Source organism: Rhodococcus sp. USK13 (genome assembly GCF_018343855.1).
GTDB lineage: Bacteria > Actinomycetota > Actinomycetes > Mycobacteriales > Mycobacteriaceae > Rhodococcus_F > Rhodococcus_F oxybenzonivorans.
Window position 1 is genome coordinate 1,554,307 of record NZ_CP069242.1, and the last position, 16,892, is coordinate 1,571,198.

Annotated in this window: 17 protein-coding genes; 13 read left to right on the top strand and 4 right to left on the bottom strand. The window is 65.9% G+C overall.

Features of this window, described 5'->3' with window-relative positions; genetic code table 11:
- Positions 1-70: 70 nt before the first annotated feature.
- Complete coding sequence (locus JQT59_RS09955; protein ID WP_213577602.1) at positions 71-832, bottom strand: FadR/GntR family transcriptional regulator; 762 nt, start codon at positions 830-832, stop codon at positions 71-73.
- A 117-nt stretch (positions 833-949) separates the two neighbouring features.
- Between JQT59_RS09955 and JQT59_RS09960 the strand changes: the two genes are divergently transcribed.
- The 13 genes from JQT59_RS09960 to JQT59_RS10020 all read left to right on the top strand — a co-directional run bounded on the left by JQT59_RS09960 (position 950) and on the right by JQT59_RS10020 (position 13,845).
- Positions 950-2,026, top strand: a complete 1,077-nt coding sequence (locus tag JQT59_RS09960) for an acyl-CoA dehydrogenase family protein (protein ID WP_213575988.1) — start codon at positions 950-952, stop codon at positions 2,024-2,026.
- Between the two features lie 72 nt (positions 2,027-2,098).
- Positions 2,099-3,265, top strand: coding sequence for an acyl-CoA dehydrogenase family protein (locus tag JQT59_RS09965; protein ID WP_213577604.1), 1,167 nt, complete (start codon positions 2,099-2,101; stop codon positions 3,263-3,265).
- Entirely contained in the window at positions 3,265-4,014 is a 750-nt protein-coding gene (locus tag JQT59_RS09970) for an SDR family NAD(P)-dependent oxidoreductase (RefSeq protein WP_213575989.1), read from the top strand. Before JQT59_RS09965 ends, JQT59_RS09970 begins: the two co-directional genes overlap by 1 nt.
- A complete protein-coding gene (locus JQT59_RS09975) occupies positions 4,014-5,207 on the top strand; it encodes a thiolase family protein (RefSeq protein WP_213575990.1) in 1,194 nt (397 codons plus the stop codon). The genes JQT59_RS09970 and JQT59_RS09975 overlap by 1 nt, the downstream gene beginning before the upstream one ends.
- Complete coding sequence (locus JQT59_RS09980; protein WP_213575991.1) at positions 5,207-6,445, top strand: acetyl-CoA hydrolase/transferase family protein; 1,239 nt, start codon at positions 5,207-5,209, stop codon at positions 6,443-6,445. The genes JQT59_RS09975 and JQT59_RS09980 overlap by 1 nt, the downstream gene beginning before the upstream one ends.
- Positions 6,446-6,464: 19 nt before the next feature.
- Entirely contained in the window at positions 6,465-7,388 is a 924-nt protein-coding gene (locus tag JQT59_RS09985; protein WP_213575992.1) for a hydroxymethylglutaryl-CoA lyase, read from the top strand.
- Between the two features lie 44 nt (positions 7,389-7,432).
- Positions 7,433-8,191 (top strand): SDR family NAD(P)-dependent oxidoreductase, encoded by a 759-nt coding sequence (locus tag JQT59_RS09990; RefSeq protein ID WP_213575993.1) that lies wholly within the window; start codon positions 7,433-7,435, stop codon positions 8,189-8,191.
- A gap of 112 nt (positions 8,192-8,303) precedes the next feature.
- Positions 8,304-9,161, top strand: a complete 858-nt coding sequence (gene menB, locus JQT59_RS09995) for a 1,4-dihydroxy-2-naphthoyl-CoA synthase (RefSeq protein ID WP_213575994.1) — start codon at positions 8,304-8,306, stop codon at positions 9,159-9,161.
- A gap of 64 nt (positions 9,162-9,225) precedes the next feature.
- Entirely contained in the window at positions 9,226-10,011 is a 786-nt protein-coding gene (locus JQT59_RS10000) for an enoyl-CoA hydratase-related protein (RefSeq protein ID WP_213575995.1), read from the top strand.
- A 5-nt stretch (positions 10,012-10,016) separates the two neighbouring features.
- Positions 10,017-10,988: an EamA family transporter gene (locus tag JQT59_RS10005; protein ID WP_213575996.1), complete on the top strand. Its 972-nt coding sequence runs from the start codon at positions 10,017-10,019 to the stop codon at positions 10,986-10,988.
- A 119-nt stretch (positions 10,989-11,107) separates the two neighbouring features.
- Complete coding sequence (locus JQT59_RS10010) at positions 11,108-11,917, top strand: enoyl-CoA hydratase/isomerase family protein (protein ID WP_213575997.1); 810 nt, start codon at positions 11,108-11,110, stop codon at positions 11,915-11,917.
- Between the two features lie 5 nt (positions 11,918-11,922).
- Positions 11,923-12,774, top strand: coding sequence for an enoyl-CoA hydratase/isomerase family protein (locus JQT59_RS10015; protein WP_213575998.1), 852 nt, complete (start codon positions 11,923-11,925; stop codon positions 12,772-12,774).
- A gap of 36 nt (positions 12,775-12,810) precedes the next feature.
- Positions 12,811-13,845, top strand: coding sequence for a phosphotransferase family protein (locus JQT59_RS10020; protein ID WP_213575999.1), 1,035 nt, complete (start codon positions 12,811-12,813; stop codon positions 13,843-13,845).
- A 54-nt stretch (positions 13,846-13,899) separates the two neighbouring features.
- Here the strand turns inward: JQT59_RS10020 and JQT59_RS10025 are convergent, their stop codons facing one another.
- The 3 genes from JQT59_RS10025 to JQT59_RS10035 all read right to left on the bottom strand — a co-directional run bounded on the left by JQT59_RS10025 (position 13,900) and on the right by JQT59_RS10035 (position 16,872).
- Entirely contained in the window at positions 13,900-14,706 is an 807-nt protein-coding gene (locus tag JQT59_RS10025; protein ID WP_249354324.1) for a PaaI family thioesterase, read from the bottom strand.
- Between the two features lie 104 nt (positions 14,707-14,810).
- Positions 14,811-15,707: an SDR family oxidoreductase gene (locus JQT59_RS10030; RefSeq protein ID WP_061700710.1), complete on the bottom strand. Its 897-nt coding sequence runs from the start codon at positions 15,705-15,707 to the stop codon at positions 14,811-14,813.
- Positions 15,708-15,735: 28 nt separating this feature from the next.
- Positions 15,736-16,872, bottom strand: coding sequence for an acyl-CoA dehydrogenase family protein (locus tag JQT59_RS10035; protein WP_213576000.1), 1,137 nt, complete (start codon positions 16,870-16,872; stop codon positions 15,736-15,738).
- Positions 16,873-16,892 lie beyond the last annotated feature (20 nt).

Genomic DNA, 16,892 nt, shown 5'->3' on the forward strand with positions numbered 1-16,892 from the left:
CGACGAGGGCCCCACACCGGCACACGGTGTGGGGCCCTCCTCGCTACTGGATGAAATTATGCAGCGATGTTCATTCGTCGAGCAGAATGTCGGTGCGCTCCTCGAAGTCCTTGATCGACTCGGCGTACGAGTGGACGTGCCGGCTCATGCGCCGCACGGCAGCATCGGCGTCCTTGTCCCGGATGGCCTTGGTGACCGAGCGGTGGGCCCGGACGGTGATCTCGCGAACCTTGTCGTCGATGAAGCCCTCGTTCTCGGTGGCGGCGTAGATGGCGCGGGACAGCGAGATCATCAGACCCGACAACAGTTCGTTGTGACTGGCGCTCGCGACAGCGACGTGCCAGTCGATGTTCGCCTGAAGGAAGGCATCGAGGCTGTCGCCTGCGCCGGCGATATCCTCGTTGGCGGCATCGAGTCGAGCGAGATCCTCGTCGGTGCGATGGCGGGCGGCGAGTTGGGCGCAGAAGGGCTCGATCGCCTCGCGGGTCTCGAGCAGTGCGGCGAGACGGATCTGGCGGCCGCGGATGAGCAGAGCCACCGTGTCCGCCATGGATTGTTCGCCCGGCCGCTGAACGAAGGCGCCTCCGGCTCGTCCCGCCTTGATGCGCACGAGTCCTTGCACCTCGAGGATGCGGAGGGCTTCGCGGACGGTGGTGCGGCTCATCTTGGTCTGGACGACGAGTTCGCGCTCCGGCGGCAGCGGTGTGCCTTCGACGTAGTCGCCGCTGAGAATGCGCTCGCGCAGCTCGTTCGCGAGGACGTCCGACGCCTTCGGTACCGCCATCGGTGTCAACTGGATGGAGGAACGTCCGTTCCGGGTGGTGTTCGGCACGGCTGTTGGCATGGCTCCCCGCCCTCTCTGGTCTAACGGTCAGACCTAATATACCATTGGGTTCTCGCTGCGTTCGTATTGCAGCCTATTCTTCGTCTCATCGGGAGGACCAGTTCTATGCGCTGGGAGCTGTCAGAAGAGCAGGAAATGTTCACCGAAGCCCTCGACGGCTGGCTCGAGCGGTTCGCTGCTCCGGCACAAGTCCGCAAGTGGGGCGAATCGGGCGATCCTGCCGAGTTCGAGCACAAATTTGTCGAGGAGGGCTGGTTTTCCGCCGGCCTCGCCGAGGAAATCGGTGGTCAGGGCGGTGGATTACTCGAACTGGCGTTGACCGCCGAGGCGCTGGCCCGGTACGCCGCGCCGTCGAGTGCCTGGACCGCGTCCGTCCTCGCGGCCCCCCTGCTGCCCGCCGATGTTGCCACCGACGTGCTGTCGGGGGAGGGATTCGCGGCGGTCGCCGTCGATTCGACCCGGCCGTTCGGTGTGACCGACTCGGTGCGCGCCGACTCGAGTGGCACGTTGACCGGTCGTGTCGCGGTGGTGCTCGGTGCAGAACGAGCAAAGCTTCTGGTCGTCCCGGCGGTGGACGCTGACGGGAAGGTTGCCCTCTACCTTGTGCGCGTCGACGCCCCTGGCGTCACGGTGAAGTCGCGGCGCTTCCTCGATCCGTCCCGCGCTGCCGCGGATGTCCTGTTCGACGGCGTCGCCGGACAGCGCCTCGACGTCGAGGCGGCGACGGCCCTCGAGGACGCCGGACTCCGCGCGGCCGTGCTCGTGGCCGCGGATGCGCTCGGTGCGATGGATCGCATGCTCCATCTCGCGGTGGACTACAGCAAGCAACGCCAGCAATTCGGCGTGCCGATCGGCTCGTTCCAGGCCGTGAAGCACGCTGCGGCAAGCATTCTCGTTTCGGTCGAGGCCGGCCGGTCCATTGCCTACTACGCTGCGGCGTCGGTGGATCTCGGTCTCGGTGATCGCGCGATGCATGCCGCGGTCGCCAAGGCGCAGGTGCCGCGAAATGCGGTGCAGGCAGCCGACAGTGCTCTCGTGATGCACGGCGCGATCGGTTACACGTGGGAACACGACCTGCACCTGTATTACAAGCGCGCCAAGCTCGACGAGAAGTTGTTCGGTGGCCCGGACGTGTGGAACGAGCGTCTGGCCGGGGATCTGCCGCTGTTGCCCGCGGTCTGATGCACCGTTGACTTTTTGGTCTGTCCTTTAGTAACTTAAGTCCAAACAGTTTCGACGACGATGGGACGTGCTGTGGACTTTGATCTGACCGAGGATCAGGCAACGATCCGAGATGCGGTGCGAGAGCTGGCCGGCAAGTTCGACGAGCAGTACTGGGTGGAGAAGGACAGCGAGCACGAGTTCCCCACCGAGTTCTACGACGCGTTCGCCAAGGGCGGCTGGCTCGGCATCACCACGCCCGAGGCGTACGGCGGGCACGGTATGGGTATCACCGAGGCCTCGATCCTGCTGGAGGAAGTGGCCGCTTCCGGCGCCGGCATGAACGGTGCGAGTTCGATGCACCTGTCTATCTTCGGGATGCACCCTGTGATCGTGCACGGCTCGGAGGAACTCAAGCAGCGCACCCTTCCCCGGATCGTCGACGGCGACCTGCACGTCTGCTTCGGTGTCACCGAGCCCGGCGCCGGTTTGGACACCACCAGGATCACCACCTTCGCGCGACGCGAGGGTGACAAGTACATCGTCAACGGCCGCAAGGTCTGGATCTCCAAGGCGATGGAGTCGGAGAAAATCCTTCTCCTCACGCGCACAACGAAGTTCGAGGATGCGAAGAAGAAGACGGACGGCCTGACGCTGTTCCTCACCGACCTGGACCGTTCGAAGGTCGACATCCGCCCGATCAAGAAAATGGGGCGCAACGCGGTCACGTCGAACGAATTGTTCATCGACAACCTCGAGATTCCCGTCGAGGATCGGGTGGGCGAGGAGGGCAAGGGCTTCAAGTACATTCTCGACGGCCTCAACCCGGAGCGCATGCTGGTGGCGTCCGAGGCGCTCGGTATCGGCCGGGCCGCTCTTCGCCGGGGCGTCCAGTACGCCAACGAGCGTGAAGTATTCGGTCGCCCCATCGGCATGAATCAGGGTTTGCAGTTCCCGCTCGCGGATTCCCTCGCTCGCCTCGACGCCGCCGAACTCGTCTTGCGTAAGGCGACGTGGCTCTACGACAGCGGAAAGCCGTGCGCCCGCGAAGCCAACATGGCCAAATACCTGTGCGCCGACGCCGGATTCCAGGCCGCCGACCGCGCTCTCCAGACCCATGGCGGCATGGGCTACTCGGAGGAGTACCACGTGGCCCGGTACTTCCGCGAAGCCCGCCTCACCAAGATCGCCCCGCTCAGCCAGGAGATGGTTCTCAACTACCTCGGCGAGCATGTCCTCGGCCTCCCCAGGAGCTACTGATGTTCGAACTCACCGGAAAGTCCGCACTCGTCACCGGTGCGGGTAGTGGAATCGGCGCCTCGGTGGCGCATGCCTACGCGCGAGCAGGTGCGGCGGTGCTCGTCACCGACGTCGACGCCGATGCCGCGGCGGCCGTGGCAGCGGAGATCACCTCAGCAGGCGGTGCTGCGAAGTCCGCGGCCCTCGACGTCCGCAACGGCGATCAGGCTGCGGCTGCGGCGGAGCAGGCCGCTGCGCTGAACGACGGCACCCTGAACATTCTGGTCAACAACGCGGGTGCCATCGCGCCGGCGATGTTCCCGAACCTCGAAGAAGAGGACTTCCGCCGCATCGTCGACATACACCTCGTCGGTAGCTTCGTCTGCAGCAAGGCCGCCCTGCCGTACCTGCCTTCCGACGGCAGCGGTCGCATCATCAACGTGACTTCCGCCGCCGGACTCCAGGGCACCATCGGGCAGGCCAACTACGGTGCCGCGAAGGCGGGCATCATCGGACTCACGAAGTCGCTGGCGCGTGAACTCGCCAAGAAACAGATCACGGTCAACGCGATCGCGCCGCTCGCCGCCACCAAGATGACGGCGAACATCCGCAGCAACGAGAAGCTTGCCGCGAAAACGCTCGCGCGGATCCCGTTGGGCCGCTGGGCCGAACCGGACGAAATCTCGTCGAGCTTCGTGTTCTTCGCGTCCGCCGGAGCGTCGTACATCACGGGCCAGGTACTGCCCGTCGACGGCGGAACGGTGATCTGATGGCTGAGAAGCGCAACCCCTTCCAGCGTTCCGCGCGCGAGGTCGTCATCGCGGAAGCGGCCCGCACTCCGATGGGCAAGTCGCACCCCGAGCGTGGCTGGTTCCGCGACACCCACCCCAACGACATGCTCGGCGCGGTGTACACGGACCTGATCCGCCGCAGCGGGCTCGACCCGGCCGTCGTCGAGGACCTCGTGATCGGCTGCACGGCACCGTTCGGCGAGCAGTCCCGAAACATCGGCCGCAACGCCTGGCTGCAGGTGGGCTACCCGCCGGAGGTCCCGGCCGTGGTGCTGGACCGCCGTTGCGGGTCTGCGCAGACCGCAGTCGAGATGGGCGCGGCGCTGGTCGGCTCCGGCACCCACGACGTCGTCCTCGCCGGTGGTGTGGAGCACATGGGACACGTGCCGATCACCTCACCCGCGAAGATTTCCGAACTGTACGGCGACCCATGGCCGGAAGCGCTGCGTGAGCGCTACGACTTCGTACACCAGGGTGAGAGCGCCGAACTCATCGCGGATCGGTGGGGAATTTCCCGGCAGGATATGGATGAGTTCGCTGTCCGGTCACATCGTCTCGCGACCGAGGCCATCGAGGCCGGTCGCTTCGACGCCGAGATGATTCCACTCGACCTCGCCGGTGAGACACGAGCCACCGACCAGACGGTCCGTCCAGGAACGACTCTCGACAGCCTCGCGGGCCTGAAGACTGCGTTTCGGAAGGACGGTCGCATCACGGCAGGCAGTTCGTCGCCGATCTCCGATGGGGCTTCCGGTGTGCTGCTCGCCTCCCGGGAGGCGGTCGATACCCACGCACTCCGTGCGCGGGCCCGTATCCTCGATCAGACCACAGTCGGGGTCGATCCGATCATTATGCTGACCGGCCCGATCCCGGCGACCCAGAAGTTGCTCGACCGCAACGGGATGAGCATCAACGACATCGATCTCTTCGAGGTCAACGAGGCGTTCAGTTCGGTCGTCCTGGCCTGGGAGCGGGAACTGAAGCCGGACATGGACCGGGTCAACGTCAACGGCGGCGCGATCGCGCTCGGGCACCCCGTCGGTGCGACGGGTGCGCGTCTCATCGCCACGATCGTCGCGGAACTCGAGCGGCGCGACGCCGAAATCGGCTTGGTGACCATGTGCTGCGGCGGCGGTCTGGGAACGGCGACCCTTATTCAGCGGATCGGCTGATGATCGACCTGACGCAGCACATCCGGCCCGGCGACGGGATCTGGTGGAGCCAGACGAGCGCGGAACCCACCTCGCTCGTACATGCCCTGCTCGACCAGGTGCCGTCGATCGGCCCCGTCCGGGCCTTTGTCGGGCTCACCTGGAATCGGCGGCTGACGAGCGAACTGCCGGACGAGTTGTCCATCGTCTCCTATGGTGGCCTCGGTGAACTGCGCCGCCTTGCCCACCTCGAGGTCGTGCCCTGCCATTACGGGGCCCTGCCGCGACTGTTCGCCGAACGGCGACTGCCGTGCGACGTGGGCTTCGTGCAGGTCTCACCGCCGGACTCGGCAGGAAACTGCTCGCTCGGCGTCGGTGTCGACTACATCGCCGATGCCCTCGATCACACGCCGGTCCTGATCGCCGAGATCAACCGGCGCATGCCCGTCACTCTCGGCGCACCGAAGATTTCTCTGTCGCGGTTCGCCGCGGTGGTCGAGACCGACCGGCCGTTGCTCGAGGCACCGGACCGCGAGCCCGCGGACGTGGAACTGGCGATAGCACGGAACGTCGCCGATCTCGTGGCGGACGGCGACACGATCCAGATCGGCGTCGGAACGTTGCCGTCCGCCGTCCTCACCGCTCTCGCGGGACACAAGGACCTCGGACTGCATTCCGGCATGATCTCCGATGCGGCACTGCGACTGATCGACCGAGGAGTGCTGACCGGGGCGCGGAAAGAGATCGACCCTGGACTGCACGTGACGGGAGCCGCGCTCGGAACGGCCACACTCTACGACCGGCTTCCCGGACTTCCGGTGGCGTTCCGGCCGGCAAGCTATACCCATGCACCGCAGATTCTTTCGCAACTGAAGTCGTTCGTGTCCATCAACTCGGCGATCGAGGTCGACCTCACCGGTCAGGTCGGCGCGGAGCTCCGCAACACGACCTACGCCGGTGCGGTCGGGGGCCAGGTCGACTTCTCCCGGGCCGCGGCGATGACCGGCGGCCGCTCCATCATCGCGATGCGCGCGGATTCTCGCGGGGAGTCGACGATCAAGACAGCCCTCGAGTACGGCGCGGTGACCACCGCCCGCGCGGACGTCGACTTCGTGGTCACCGAATACGGTGCCGCGGCACTGCGCGGGTGCTCCCTGGGTGAGCGCGCGCGCCGCATGATTGCCGTGGCAGCACCCGAGCACCGCGAGAGTCTGGAATTCGATCTCGAGGAATACGACCTTGCATCCACAGCGGAGTGAGGGGAAAGGAGTCGACGCCATGACGCGTCCCCAGCGGGTCCAGATCCGGGAGGTCGGACCGCGTGACGGTTTCCAGAACGAACCGGAACACATCCCGACCGACGACAAGGTGCGGTTGATCAATGCTCTCGGGCGGGCGGGATTCACCCGGATCGAGGTGGCCAGTTTCGTTCGGCCGGACGTCATTCCGCAGCTCGCGGACGGCGTCGAGGTTCTAGAGCGCATCGAGGTCCCCGACGAGACGAAGCTGATGGTGCTCGTCCCCAACAGCAAGGGCCTCGAGAACGCCCTGAAGGTTCGCGACAAGTTCCACGAGGTCGCGATCTTCGTCAGCGCGTCGGAGACCCACAACAAGAAGAACGTCAATCGGACGGTCGACGAAACGATGGCGGACAATGACGTCATGGCCAAACGGATCGTCGCCGAGGGCCTCGACTGCGCCGCCGTGATCGCGACGTCGTTCGGCTGCCCGTTCGAGGGCAAGGTCGACCTGACCCGGGTGCTCGACCTCGCCGAACGGTTCGCGGAAGCCGGCGCCACCGAGATCGGCTTCGGCGACACGACGGGCATGTGCAACCCGGCGTATGCCTCGGAATTCTTCTCGGCAGCGCTCGATCGGCTGCCCGGCGTCGAGGTGACCGCCCACTTCCACAACACCCGCGGTCAGGGCCTTGCCAATGCCTACGCGGCCCTCGAAGCAGGTTGTGCCAGCTTCGAATCCAGCTTCGGGGAGCTCGGCGGCTGCCCCGTTCCGGCGGGCTCGACCGGCAACATCGCCACCGAGGACCTGGTGAGCATGTTCCACGAAATGGGCGTAGAGACGGGCCTCGACCTTCCTCGTGTCATCGACGCGGCCCGGGAAGCGCAGAGTGTGCTCGGCCGCAAGCTCACCAGTCATTCGATCGTCGCGGGCCCCATCGAGTGGGCATCGAGCCTGCGCTGAAATCGACCGAACCTCGAACAACGACACACAAATCGGAGAAGAACATGAGTAATCGCGTTGCATTCGTGACCGGCGGTGCGCAGGGCATCGGCAAGGGAATTTCCGACGCACTGGGTGCTGCCGGCTTCCGCGTCGCGGTCGCCGACCTCAACCTGGAGGTCGCTGAGAAGACCGCGGCCGGCATCCGCGACGCCGGTGGACAGGCGATCGCCGTTCCCGTCGACGTCACCGACACCGCGTCGGTGCAGGCAGCGGTGAAGCAGGTCGCCGAGCAGTTCGGCCCGGTCGAGATCGTCGTGAACAACGCCGGCTGGGACGACTTCATGCCGTTCCTGAAGACGGACGAGGCGTTCTGGGACCGGATCCTCGACATTAACTTCAAGGGCCAGCTTCGTGTAATTCAGGCAACTGTCCCGGGCATGGTCGAGCGCGGCTGGGGCCGTGTCATCAACATCGGTTCCGACGCGGGCCGCGTCGGCTCTTCGCTCGAGGCCGTGTACTCGGGCGCCAAGGGTGGCATCATCGCCTTCACCAAGACCCTCGCCCGTGAGGTCGCGACCAAGGGTGTCACCGCGAACACCGTGTGCCCCGGCCCCACCGATACTCCGGCGCTGCGCAAGTTCGCCGACAGCTCAGGCCAGGATGCCGACAAGGTGATCGGAGGCATGACCCGCGCCGTGCCGATGAAGCGTCTCGGCAAGGCGGAAGACATCGGCGCGGCGGTGGCTTACTTCGCCTCCGACGCGGCGGAATTCGTCACCGGCCAGACGCTGTCCGTCAGCGGTGGCCTGACAATGTCCTGACAGAAATGCGGATATAGGACGCGAAGGTGCGGCTCGGTTTTCCGGGTCGCACCTTCGGCATTCGCAGGCTCGGCCGATAACGATCGTTAGCGCGTGTGCCTATGATCGCTCTATGACGAACAACGGTGATACAACGGATTTCGTGTCCTGGACTGCAGTCGGTGAGTTCGAGGACATCCGATACGAACACAGTGGTGACGGGATCGCGAAAATCACGATCTGCCGTCCGGAGGTACGCAACGCGTTCCGGCCACAGACGCTGATGGAAATCTCCGACGCTCTGGTCGACGCCCGCGAAGACTCCTCGGTCGGCGTGATCGTGCTGACAGGGGAGGGGCCTGACGCCTTCTGCTCGGGCGGCGATCAGCGGGTGCGCGGCGACACCGGCTACCTCACCGAGCCCGGTAAGGCGGGCAGCGTCGGACGGTTCCACGTCACCGATCTGCAGATTCAGATCCGACGCCTGCCGAAGCCGGTAGTGGCCATGGTCGCTGGCTACGCGATCGGCGGCGGGCACATCCTGCACCTGGTCTGTGACCTCACGATCGCGGCGGACAACGCCCGGTTCGGTCAGGTGGGCCCGAAGGTCGGGTCGTTCGACGGCGGTTACGGCGCGGGGTTGCTCGCGGAACTGGTCGGGGTGAAGAAGGCCAAGGAGATCTGGTTCCTGTGCCGGCAGTACGACGCGCAGCAGGCACGCGAGATGGGCCTTGTCAATACCGTTGTCCCTCTCGCCGACCTGGAGCGGGAAACCGTGCAGTGGTGCCGCGAGATGCTGCAGCTCTCGCCGTTCGCGCTGCGGCTCATGAAGGCGAGCTTCAACGCCGCCGAGGACGGCATGGCCGGTATTCAGCAGCTCGCGCACGACGCGAATCTGCTCTTTTACTCTACGGACGAGGCGAAGGAAGGCCGCGAGGCGTACAAGGCCAAGCGGCGCCCCGAGTTCGAGAAGTTCCCGCGTAGACCCTGATCTTCCATTTCGGTCCGACAATTAGTATGGTTGGGTCAATACAGGACCGAGAAGGATGGTGTGCATGTCGGAAACCGCAACGCCCGCAGTCGCGTGGAGCGACGTCGAGGCCGGGGTCATGACGATCACGTTGCAACGCAGGCCCGCGAATGCTCTCGGGTTGCCGATCATCGACGGTCTGAATGCTGCACTCGATGCGGCGGACGCCGACGGCTCCGTGAAGGTGGTCGTCGTTCGCTCGGATATTCCCGGATTCTTCGCGGCAGGCGCGGACATCAAGCACATGTCGTCCGTGGACGCGGAGTCGTTTACCGCGTACGGCGATCGACTCCGTGGGGCGCTGGACCGGCTCGCCTCGGCCGACCGAATTTCGATCGCCGCGGTGGACGGCCTCGCGCTGGGCGGCGGCCTCGAACTCGCGATGGCCTGCACGCTGCGGGTCGGTGGTGCGGACGCCAAGTTCGGATTGCCCGAGGTGAAGCTCGGGCTGATTCCCGGAGCAGGAGGGACGCAGCGCCTTCCGCGTCTGGTCGGTCGCGGCCGTGCCCTCGACATCATGCTGAGCGCCCGCCAGGTCCTTGCCCCCGAGGCGCACGCGATCGGCTTGATCGATCGCCTCGTCGAGGCCGGCGCCGCCACGGAGGCCGCGCTGGCACTCGCCGCCGAGTTGTGCACGATGTCGCTGCCCGCGCAGCGCGCCGTCATCCGCACGGTCGACGCATCGTTCGACACGCCACTCGGGGAGGGCTTCCGATTCGAGGTGGCCCAGGAGCAGGATCTGTTCGAGAACGGAGAGGCGAAGGAGGGCATCACGGCCTTCCTGGAGAAGCGCGCTCCGCGGTTCTCCTGAGCGTCATGTCGCCCGGGAGTGTCGGAAGGGGTCCGATCGCGTTCGCCCTGTTCCTCGTCTATGTGATCTGGGGATCGGTCTACCTCGCGATCCGTCTGGTCATCGAGGAAGCGCCGCCCCTGGGCTCGATGGGTGCGCGGTTCCTCCTTGCCGGTGCGCTGATGGCCGCCTTCCTGGCCTGTCGCGGCGGCTGGGGGCGGCTGCGCCTCACGTGGCGCGAGGCGGCAGGAGCCGCGTTCCTGGGAGTGCTCCTGCTCGCGTGCGGGAACGGCCTGACCTCGGTCGGTCAGCTGCACGGAGTGCCCTCCGGGGTGACGGCGCTCCTCATCGCGATGGTGCCGCTGTGGATCTGCGTCTACCGCACCCTGTCCGGTGACCGCCCACGGGTTCTGGAACTGGCCGGCGTCGGTGTGGGGCTGATCGGACTCGCAATCCTGGTTCTGCCGCACGGTGGTGACCGGTCCGGACTCCCGCTCGTAGGTGTGGCGGTCATCGTCCTGTCCAGTCCGTCGTGGTCGTTCGGGTCGTGGATCAAGCCGAGGGTCTGGTTGCCGCGGGACGTGTATGTGACTGCGGCGTACCAGCTTCTGGCGGCCGGAGCGGCTATGTCGCTCGCGTCGGTGGCGACTGGCGAAAGGCTGGACGGGGCGATCGGGTCCCGGGCATGGGGAGCGTTCGGCTACCTCGTCGTCTTCGGCTCGATCATCGGTTTCACGGCGTACGCGTGGCTTTTGCATCACGCTCCTCTGTCGCTGGTGGCCACGCATACCTATGTGAATCCGGTGGTGGCTGTGGCACTCGGGTCCTTAGTTCTCTCCGAACCCGTGACCCCCGCCTTGGTGATCGGGGGAGCGATCGTACTGGTGTCTGTCGTGCTGGTCGTCGGTGCGCATGCCCGGACGCGAGTTCGGGAGGATTCCTCCGCGACCGATTTCAAGGTATTATTATCAGACCAAAAAGTGTGCGGAGGCGGGTAGCCGATGCGGGTGCGGTGCTGAAAGACCTCCACAGAGACCTGACCATCCGGACGCGCCGCGTCCGGCCACGAACTGAGGGCGATCGCTTGGAGTCGCCGAACTGGAGAAGGAGTGAACTCGTGACCGAGCCCACGACATGGGAAACGTTCACGCTCGAGCGGCCGGAACCCGGCATCGCCGTTGTGACGTTGAATCGCCCCGAACGCATGAACTCGATGACGAACACCATGTTCGTCGAACTGGAGAAGGTGGCGCTGCTTCTGGATCAGGAGGACGACCTCCGCGTCGTGATCCTCACTGGGGCCGGCAAGGCGTTCTGCGGTGGCTTCGACCTTGACGATGCCGACGGACTGTCGTCGTTGACACCGATGGGCATGCTCGACCAGCAGGAACTGGCCGCCCGGGCGCTCTCGGCGATCCGCAGCATTCGCGTCCCGGTGATCGCGGCCGTCAACGGTGCGGCCGCCGGTGGAGGCCTGTCCCTTTCGCTTGCCGCCGACATCCGGATCGGCTCGCCGGCCGCACGGTTCAACGCGGCCTTCGTACGGATCGGCCTGTCCGCCGGTGATCTAGGCGCCTCCTGGCACCTGCCCCGGCTCATCGGACCGGCGCGGGCAGCGGAATTCGCCTACACGGGCCGCTTCATCGAGGCCGTCGAGGCTGAGTCACTCGGACTGCTCAATGCGGTCGTTCCCGCCGAGTCACTGCTCGACGAGGCGCTCGCGATGGCGCGCCTCATCCGCGCGAATTCTCCTGCCGGAGTGCAGTTGTCGAAGCGGGCGCTCCACGCCAATATGGAGGTGTCGTCGTACGCAGCGGCACTCGAGTTGGAGAACCGGGGTCAGGCACTGCTCACCCGTGGCGAGGACATGCCCGAGGCGCTAGCTGCGTTCAAAGAGAAGCGCAACCCTAAGTTCACGGGAAGGTGAGCCAGATGACGCAGACCGAAGTGCGGGAGAATACGGCGGTGCTGAGCAACTACGAGCCGCCGCAGCTGGAGACCCTCACCCTCGAAGTACTCGAGGGCAAGATCGCGGTCCTCACGATCAATCGACCCGACCGAATGAACTCGATGACGGTCAAGATGTTCACTGAGTTCAACACTGCCGCGTACGCGTTGCGCGACACCGATGCGCGGGCGCTGATCATTCGGGGAGCGGGCGAGCAGTCGTTCTGTGCCGGGTTCGACCTGGACGAAATCCACGTCATCACCGAAATGGGTGTGCGTGATTTCCTGAAGTTCCAGGAAACTGCGACCGGTGGGCTGGCGGCTTTGTACCACCTGCCGTTCCCGGTTATCGCGGCGATTCACGGTGCCGCGGCGGGCGGTGGGCTGGCTCTCGCGCTCGCCGCAGACATCCGCCTCGTGGCGCCGACCGCGAAGTTCAACGCGGCGTTCGTCAAGGTCGGATTGTCCGTCGGGGAACTCGGCACGTCGTGGAAGCTCACCCGGCTCGTCGGACCGGGCCGGGCGGCGGAGATCGCGTACACCGCGCGTTTCGTCGGCGCCGAGGAGGCTGCCCGGATCGGGCTGGCAAACCGGGTAGTCCCCAGTGAGGATCTGTTCGACGAGGCCATCGCGGTGGCCGAGGCGATCGCTTCGAATTCCCCTGGCGGCATTCGGATGTCGAAGCGTGCGCTGCAGCGGAACCAGGAAGTGACGTCGTATGCGGCGGCACTGGAATTGGAGAACCGGGGTCAGGCGCTGCTCACCCGCTGCGCCGACATGCCGGAGGCGCTCGCCGCCTTCAAGGAGAAGCGGGCGCCGCGCTTCACGGGACAGTAAGAATCGACGAATGACCACACGGATGGAGGCGAGCGCATGACCTGGGAATGGACGCCCGACACGCTCGGCGCGCTGGAGACGTTCCTGCGCGAGCGCGGGATCACCGAAGGACCGCTCACGACTGCGCGCATCGGCGACGGGCATTCCAACCTGACGTTCCTCGTCTCCGACGGGGTTCGTCAGGTGATCGTCCGACGACCGCCTCCACCACCCGTCCCGGCGGGCGCCCACGACATGCTGCGGGAGGCGCGCCTTGTCGGCGCCCTCGCCGGCAGTGGCGTGCCGGTGGCGGACGTCCTCGCCGTCGGCCAGGCCGGTGACGTGCTCGACGTCCCGTTCTACGTGATGGACTACCTTCCCGGTCCGGTGGTCACTACCGAGACACCGCCGGCGTTGAGCGCCCCCGCGGATCGTCGCCGGATCGGCGAGGCATTGATCGACACTCTCGCCGCACTGCACGCAGTGGACTGGCAGGCGGCCGGTCTGGGGGACATCGGCCGGCCCGACGGGTTCAACGAGCGTCACCTGCGCCGCATGGGCAAACTGGTGGCAGCGGAGGACGGAACACCGCCGCCGGAGTTTGCGGAGATCGACTCCTGGCTCGCCGCTCACGTGCCCGCAGAGTCCGGTGCGGCGATCATCCACAACGACTATCGCATCGGCAACGTCATCCTCGCTCCCGATTCGCCAGGACGCATTGCTGCAGTCCTGGACTGGGAGTTGGCGACGATCGGTGACCCCCTGTTCGACCTTGGATACTTCCTCGCGTCGTATCCCATCGAGGGGGAGGAACGCACACCGACCGAGGATCTCGCTGTAGCAGTGCTCGAGGAGGGGTATCCCACCCGCGACGAGCTGGCGCAGCGGTACGCGGCCGCCACGGGAGCCGACCTGTCGAACCTGCCCTGGTATACCGCGCTGGCCTTGTGGAAGCTGGCGGTGCTGTACGAGTACGGACGTCGTCGAGCTGTCGCCGGAGTCGGCGACCAGTACTACCGCGACGGGGCCCTCGTGCGTGCGTTCCTCGGCGCCGCCCACCGCGCAGCGGGATTGGCGCCGTCGGTAGTGTGACTCCGAGACTGGGGCGGTCGGTACGCGAGTACCGACCGCCCCAGTCGTATCGGATCAGGTGCGGTGGCACGTGAGCGTCGCTGTGGTGCAGGTCTTTCCGGTTCGATTGCGTCCGACGACGTGGATGACGGCAAAGCTGCGGCCGCGGTAGACCACTCGGGGTGCGAAGGTGATCGGCTCGGTTCCAGGGCTGGGCCGTACGAATGTCATCGCAATCGACGTCGTCTGGAAATCGGCGTGTGGCGCCACCGCGGAGTGGCCGGCGATCTCGGATGCACACAGAAGGACGCCGCCGTGAACGTTGCCCAGCGGATTGCAGAGCGAATCCGACGGATCCAGTTCCAGGCCGGCGCAAGCGTTGTCTCGGCGCTGGTGGGCGCCGAGGAGTTCGATGATCGAGGATGCGTTCGCTCGAGATCGGATGACGTCGTCGGATACGGATCCCGACGGTGAGGCGGCCGCGACGAATCGCAAGCGGGCGCTTCCGAGGGCAACGATCCGCCCGCTCTCGTCTACGATTCGGCCGCTCGCCAGACCGCCGACCGGATCTGTCGTGACGACTTGGCTGTCGGCGCGCAGGATCGATCCGTCGAGCGGTGGATTGCGGGTGAAATTGATGTGTAATTCCGTTGTGACGGACCAGTGTCCGGCCGGACATCGCGCGGTGATCGGATAGCCTGTCACGTCGTCCATCAGAACACCGAGAGCGCCACGGCAGGGCAGTCCGCGGTGGTCGGACAGCCACGGTCCGGTCGGCATCTCCGACCTGCCGTGGGCGCCGTCACCGGTCACGGGTGCTACCTGGAACAGCGCTTCGACGCCGGTCGCGATGAACGGAGGGGCGGTGATGTTCTCGATCATCAGGTCTCTCCTGGACGGTAGGTGCGAAGTGGAACGAGGTCACACAGAAGAGGCCTGCCCGCCGGGACCTCGTTGTCACCGGCAGGCAGGCCTCGTAGGTGGGGTCAGACTCCGCGCTGCGCCTTTGCTGCTTCGCTCGCGGCCTTGCTCTTTTCCCGGGCGGTGGCCCAGTCCTCGTTGGTCATCGATGTCAGACCAGCGAAAGTGCCTGGCCCGGCGAGCATCTGACCGCCGTCCATCGCGATGGTCTGCCCGGTGAGGTAGTCGCAGGCGTCCGACAGGAGGAAGGTAGTGAGGTTGGCAAGTTCTTCCATCGTGCCCATTCGGCCCATCGGCACCTGGTCGGCCTGCGTTGCGCCGACTGCACTCTTGTCGGTGGGGTTGAGCATTTCCCATGCGTAGTCGGTGGGGATCGGTCCGGGGGCGAGTGCGTTGAGGCGGATGCCGTAACGGGCCCACTCGACCGCGAGTGACATCGTCATCGAGTGCACGGCGGCTTTCGCCATCGCGGAGGGAACGACGAACGCGGATCCGCTCCACACCCAGGTGGTCAGGGTGGACAGGACGACGCCCTTGTTACCGCCTTCGATCCAGCGGCGGCCCGCGGCGTGGGTGGTATTGAACGACCCGTTCATCACGGTGGAGGTGACGGCCTCGAAGGCGCGTGCGCTGAGCGATTCGGTGGGGGCGATGAAGTTCGCGGCGGCGTTGTTGATCACGCCGGTCAGTGGTCCGTGAAGGGTCCAGATCTCGTCCATGGCCGCCGATACGAGGTCAGCCTTGCGGACATCGACGGTCTGCCAGTGGACCGAGCCCGGCCGGGAGACGGACGCCTCCGCCGCCGCTTCCTCGAGGACAGCGGGCCGACGGCCCCACAGGTGGACTTCGGCTCCGTGATCGACGAGGTGCCGGGCGACGCCGCGGCCGAGCCCGGTGCCGCCGCCGGTGATCAGCACGCGCTTGCCCGCGAGGGCGTCGGGAGTGAAGGGAGAAGTGGTCATGGAATGGTCCTCTGGTCGGGAACGAGGGCTACAGGCCCAGGCTCTTGCTGATGATTTCGCGCTGAATCTCGTTGGTACCGCCATAGATCGGCGGAGCCAGAGAGCGGCGAACCTGTTCCTCCATGCCGTATTCGCGGGTATAGCCGTAGCCGCCCATCATCTGCATCGCCTCGAGTGCGGTCTTCTTCGCGATTTCGGTACATTTCAGCTTAGCCATCGACCCCTCGCGGTTGAGGTTGTCTTCCTCCCCGGCATCGATCCGTTCGGCCACCTCGTACACGAACGACTTCGCGAAGGCGATCTCCGTGGCGAGATCTGCGATGCGGTGACGGATGGCCTGGAAGCTGCTGATCTTCTGACCGAATTGTTCACGCTCGGTGACGAAGGCGATGACGTCGTCGAGTGAGCGCTGGGCCCCGCCGAGCGCCATCGTCGCGATGATGAGGCGCTCGACACTGAGTCCCCGCATGAGGTGACGCCACGCCTGGTTCGGTGTACCGACCACCGCGCTTGCGGGCACGGCGACATCGGTGAAGTACAGGTCATTGCAGGTGCGGGCCTCCATGGTCTCGATGCCGTGGATCTCGAGGCCGGGCGAATCGGCAGGCACCATGAAAAGGGTCAAACCCTGGTGCTTGTTCCCGGACGCGTCGGTCCGGGCGAGGAGGAGGATGTGCTCGGCGACGTGTGCCGCGGAGATCCACGTTTTCTGACCGTTGATGACGTAGTGGTCGTCGACCAGTTCCGCCTTGATCCGGACACCACCGAGGTCGGAACCCGCACCGGGCTCGCTGAGGGCGATCGCCTCGATCTTTCCGGATGCCATGTTGCCCACGATCGTGCGCTTCTGTTCCTCGGTGCCGTAGCGCAAATAGGTCTGTGCGGCCGTAAGTCCCGTGGAATAGGCGATGATCGGGGCGAGCCCACGCGCGGTTTCCTCGAGGAAGATGCATTCCTCGACCATTCCGGCGCCGCCCCCGCCATACTCTTCCGGCAGCGACACGGCGAGCCAGCCGAGGCCGGCGAATTTCTCGAGCAGGGCGGAGCTGTTGGCCACAGTGCCGCCCTCGGTCAGGGCGTCACGCTGCTGGAGTGTCTTACATTCGGAGTCGCAGAGTTCACGGACAGCCACCGCGAAATCCTGTTGCTCCCGGGTGAAACGCATGTGGGCGACTGCTCTCTGTG

Coding starts and splice junctions, on each gene's coding strand:
- JQT59_RS09975 (WP_213575990.1), top strand. CDS start 4,014: ATGGCTGAGAAGCGCAACCCCTTCCAGCGTTCCGCGCGCGAGGTCGTC.
- JQT59_RS09980 (WP_213575991.1), top strand. CDS start 5,207: ATGATCGACCTGACGCAGCACATCCGGCCCGGCGACGGGATCTGGTGG.
- JQT59_RS09970 (WP_213575989.1), top strand. CDS start 3,265: ATGTTCGAACTCACCGGAAAGTCCGCACTCGTCACCGGTGCGGGTAGT.
- JQT59_RS10000 (WP_213575995.1), top strand. CDS start 9,226: ATGTCGGAAACCGCAACGCCCGCAGTCGCGTGGAGCGACGTCGAGGCC.
- JQT59_RS09985 (WP_213575992.1), top strand. CDS start 6,465: ATGACGCGTCCCCAGCGGGTCCAGATCCGGGAGGTCGGACCGCGTGAC.
- menB (WP_213575994.1), top strand. CDS start 8,304: ATGACGAACAACGGTGATACAACGGATTTCGTGTCCTGGACTGCAGTC.
- JQT59_RS09960 (WP_213575988.1), top strand. CDS start 950: ATGCGCTGGGAGCTGTCAGAAGAGCAGGAAATGTTCACCGAAGCCCTC.
- JQT59_RS09990 (WP_213575993.1), top strand. CDS start 7,433: ATGAGTAATCGCGTTGCATTCGTGACCGGCGGTGCGCAGGGCATCGGC.
- JQT59_RS10025 (WP_249354324.1), bottom strand. CDS start 14,706: ATGATCGAGAACATCACCGCCCCTCCGTTCATCGCGACCGGCGTCGAA.
- JQT59_RS10015 (WP_213575998.1), top strand. CDS start 11,923: ATGACGCAGACCGAAGTGCGGGAGAATACGGCGGTGCTGAGCAACTAC.
- JQT59_RS10035 (WP_213576000.1), bottom strand. CDS start 16,872: ATGCGTTTCACCCGGGAGCAACAGGATTTCGCGGTGGCTGTCCGTGAA.
- JQT59_RS10020 (WP_213575999.1), top strand. CDS start 12,811: ATGACCTGGGAATGGACGCCCGACACGCTCGGCGCGCTGGAGACGTTC.
- JQT59_RS10030 (WP_061700710.1), bottom strand. CDS start 15,707: ATGACCACTTCTCCCTTCACTCCCGACGCCCTCGCGGGCAAGCGCGTG.
- JQT59_RS10005 (WP_213575996.1), top strand. CDS start 10,017: ATGTCGCCCGGGAGTGTCGGAAGGGGTCCGATCGCGTTCGCCCTGTTC.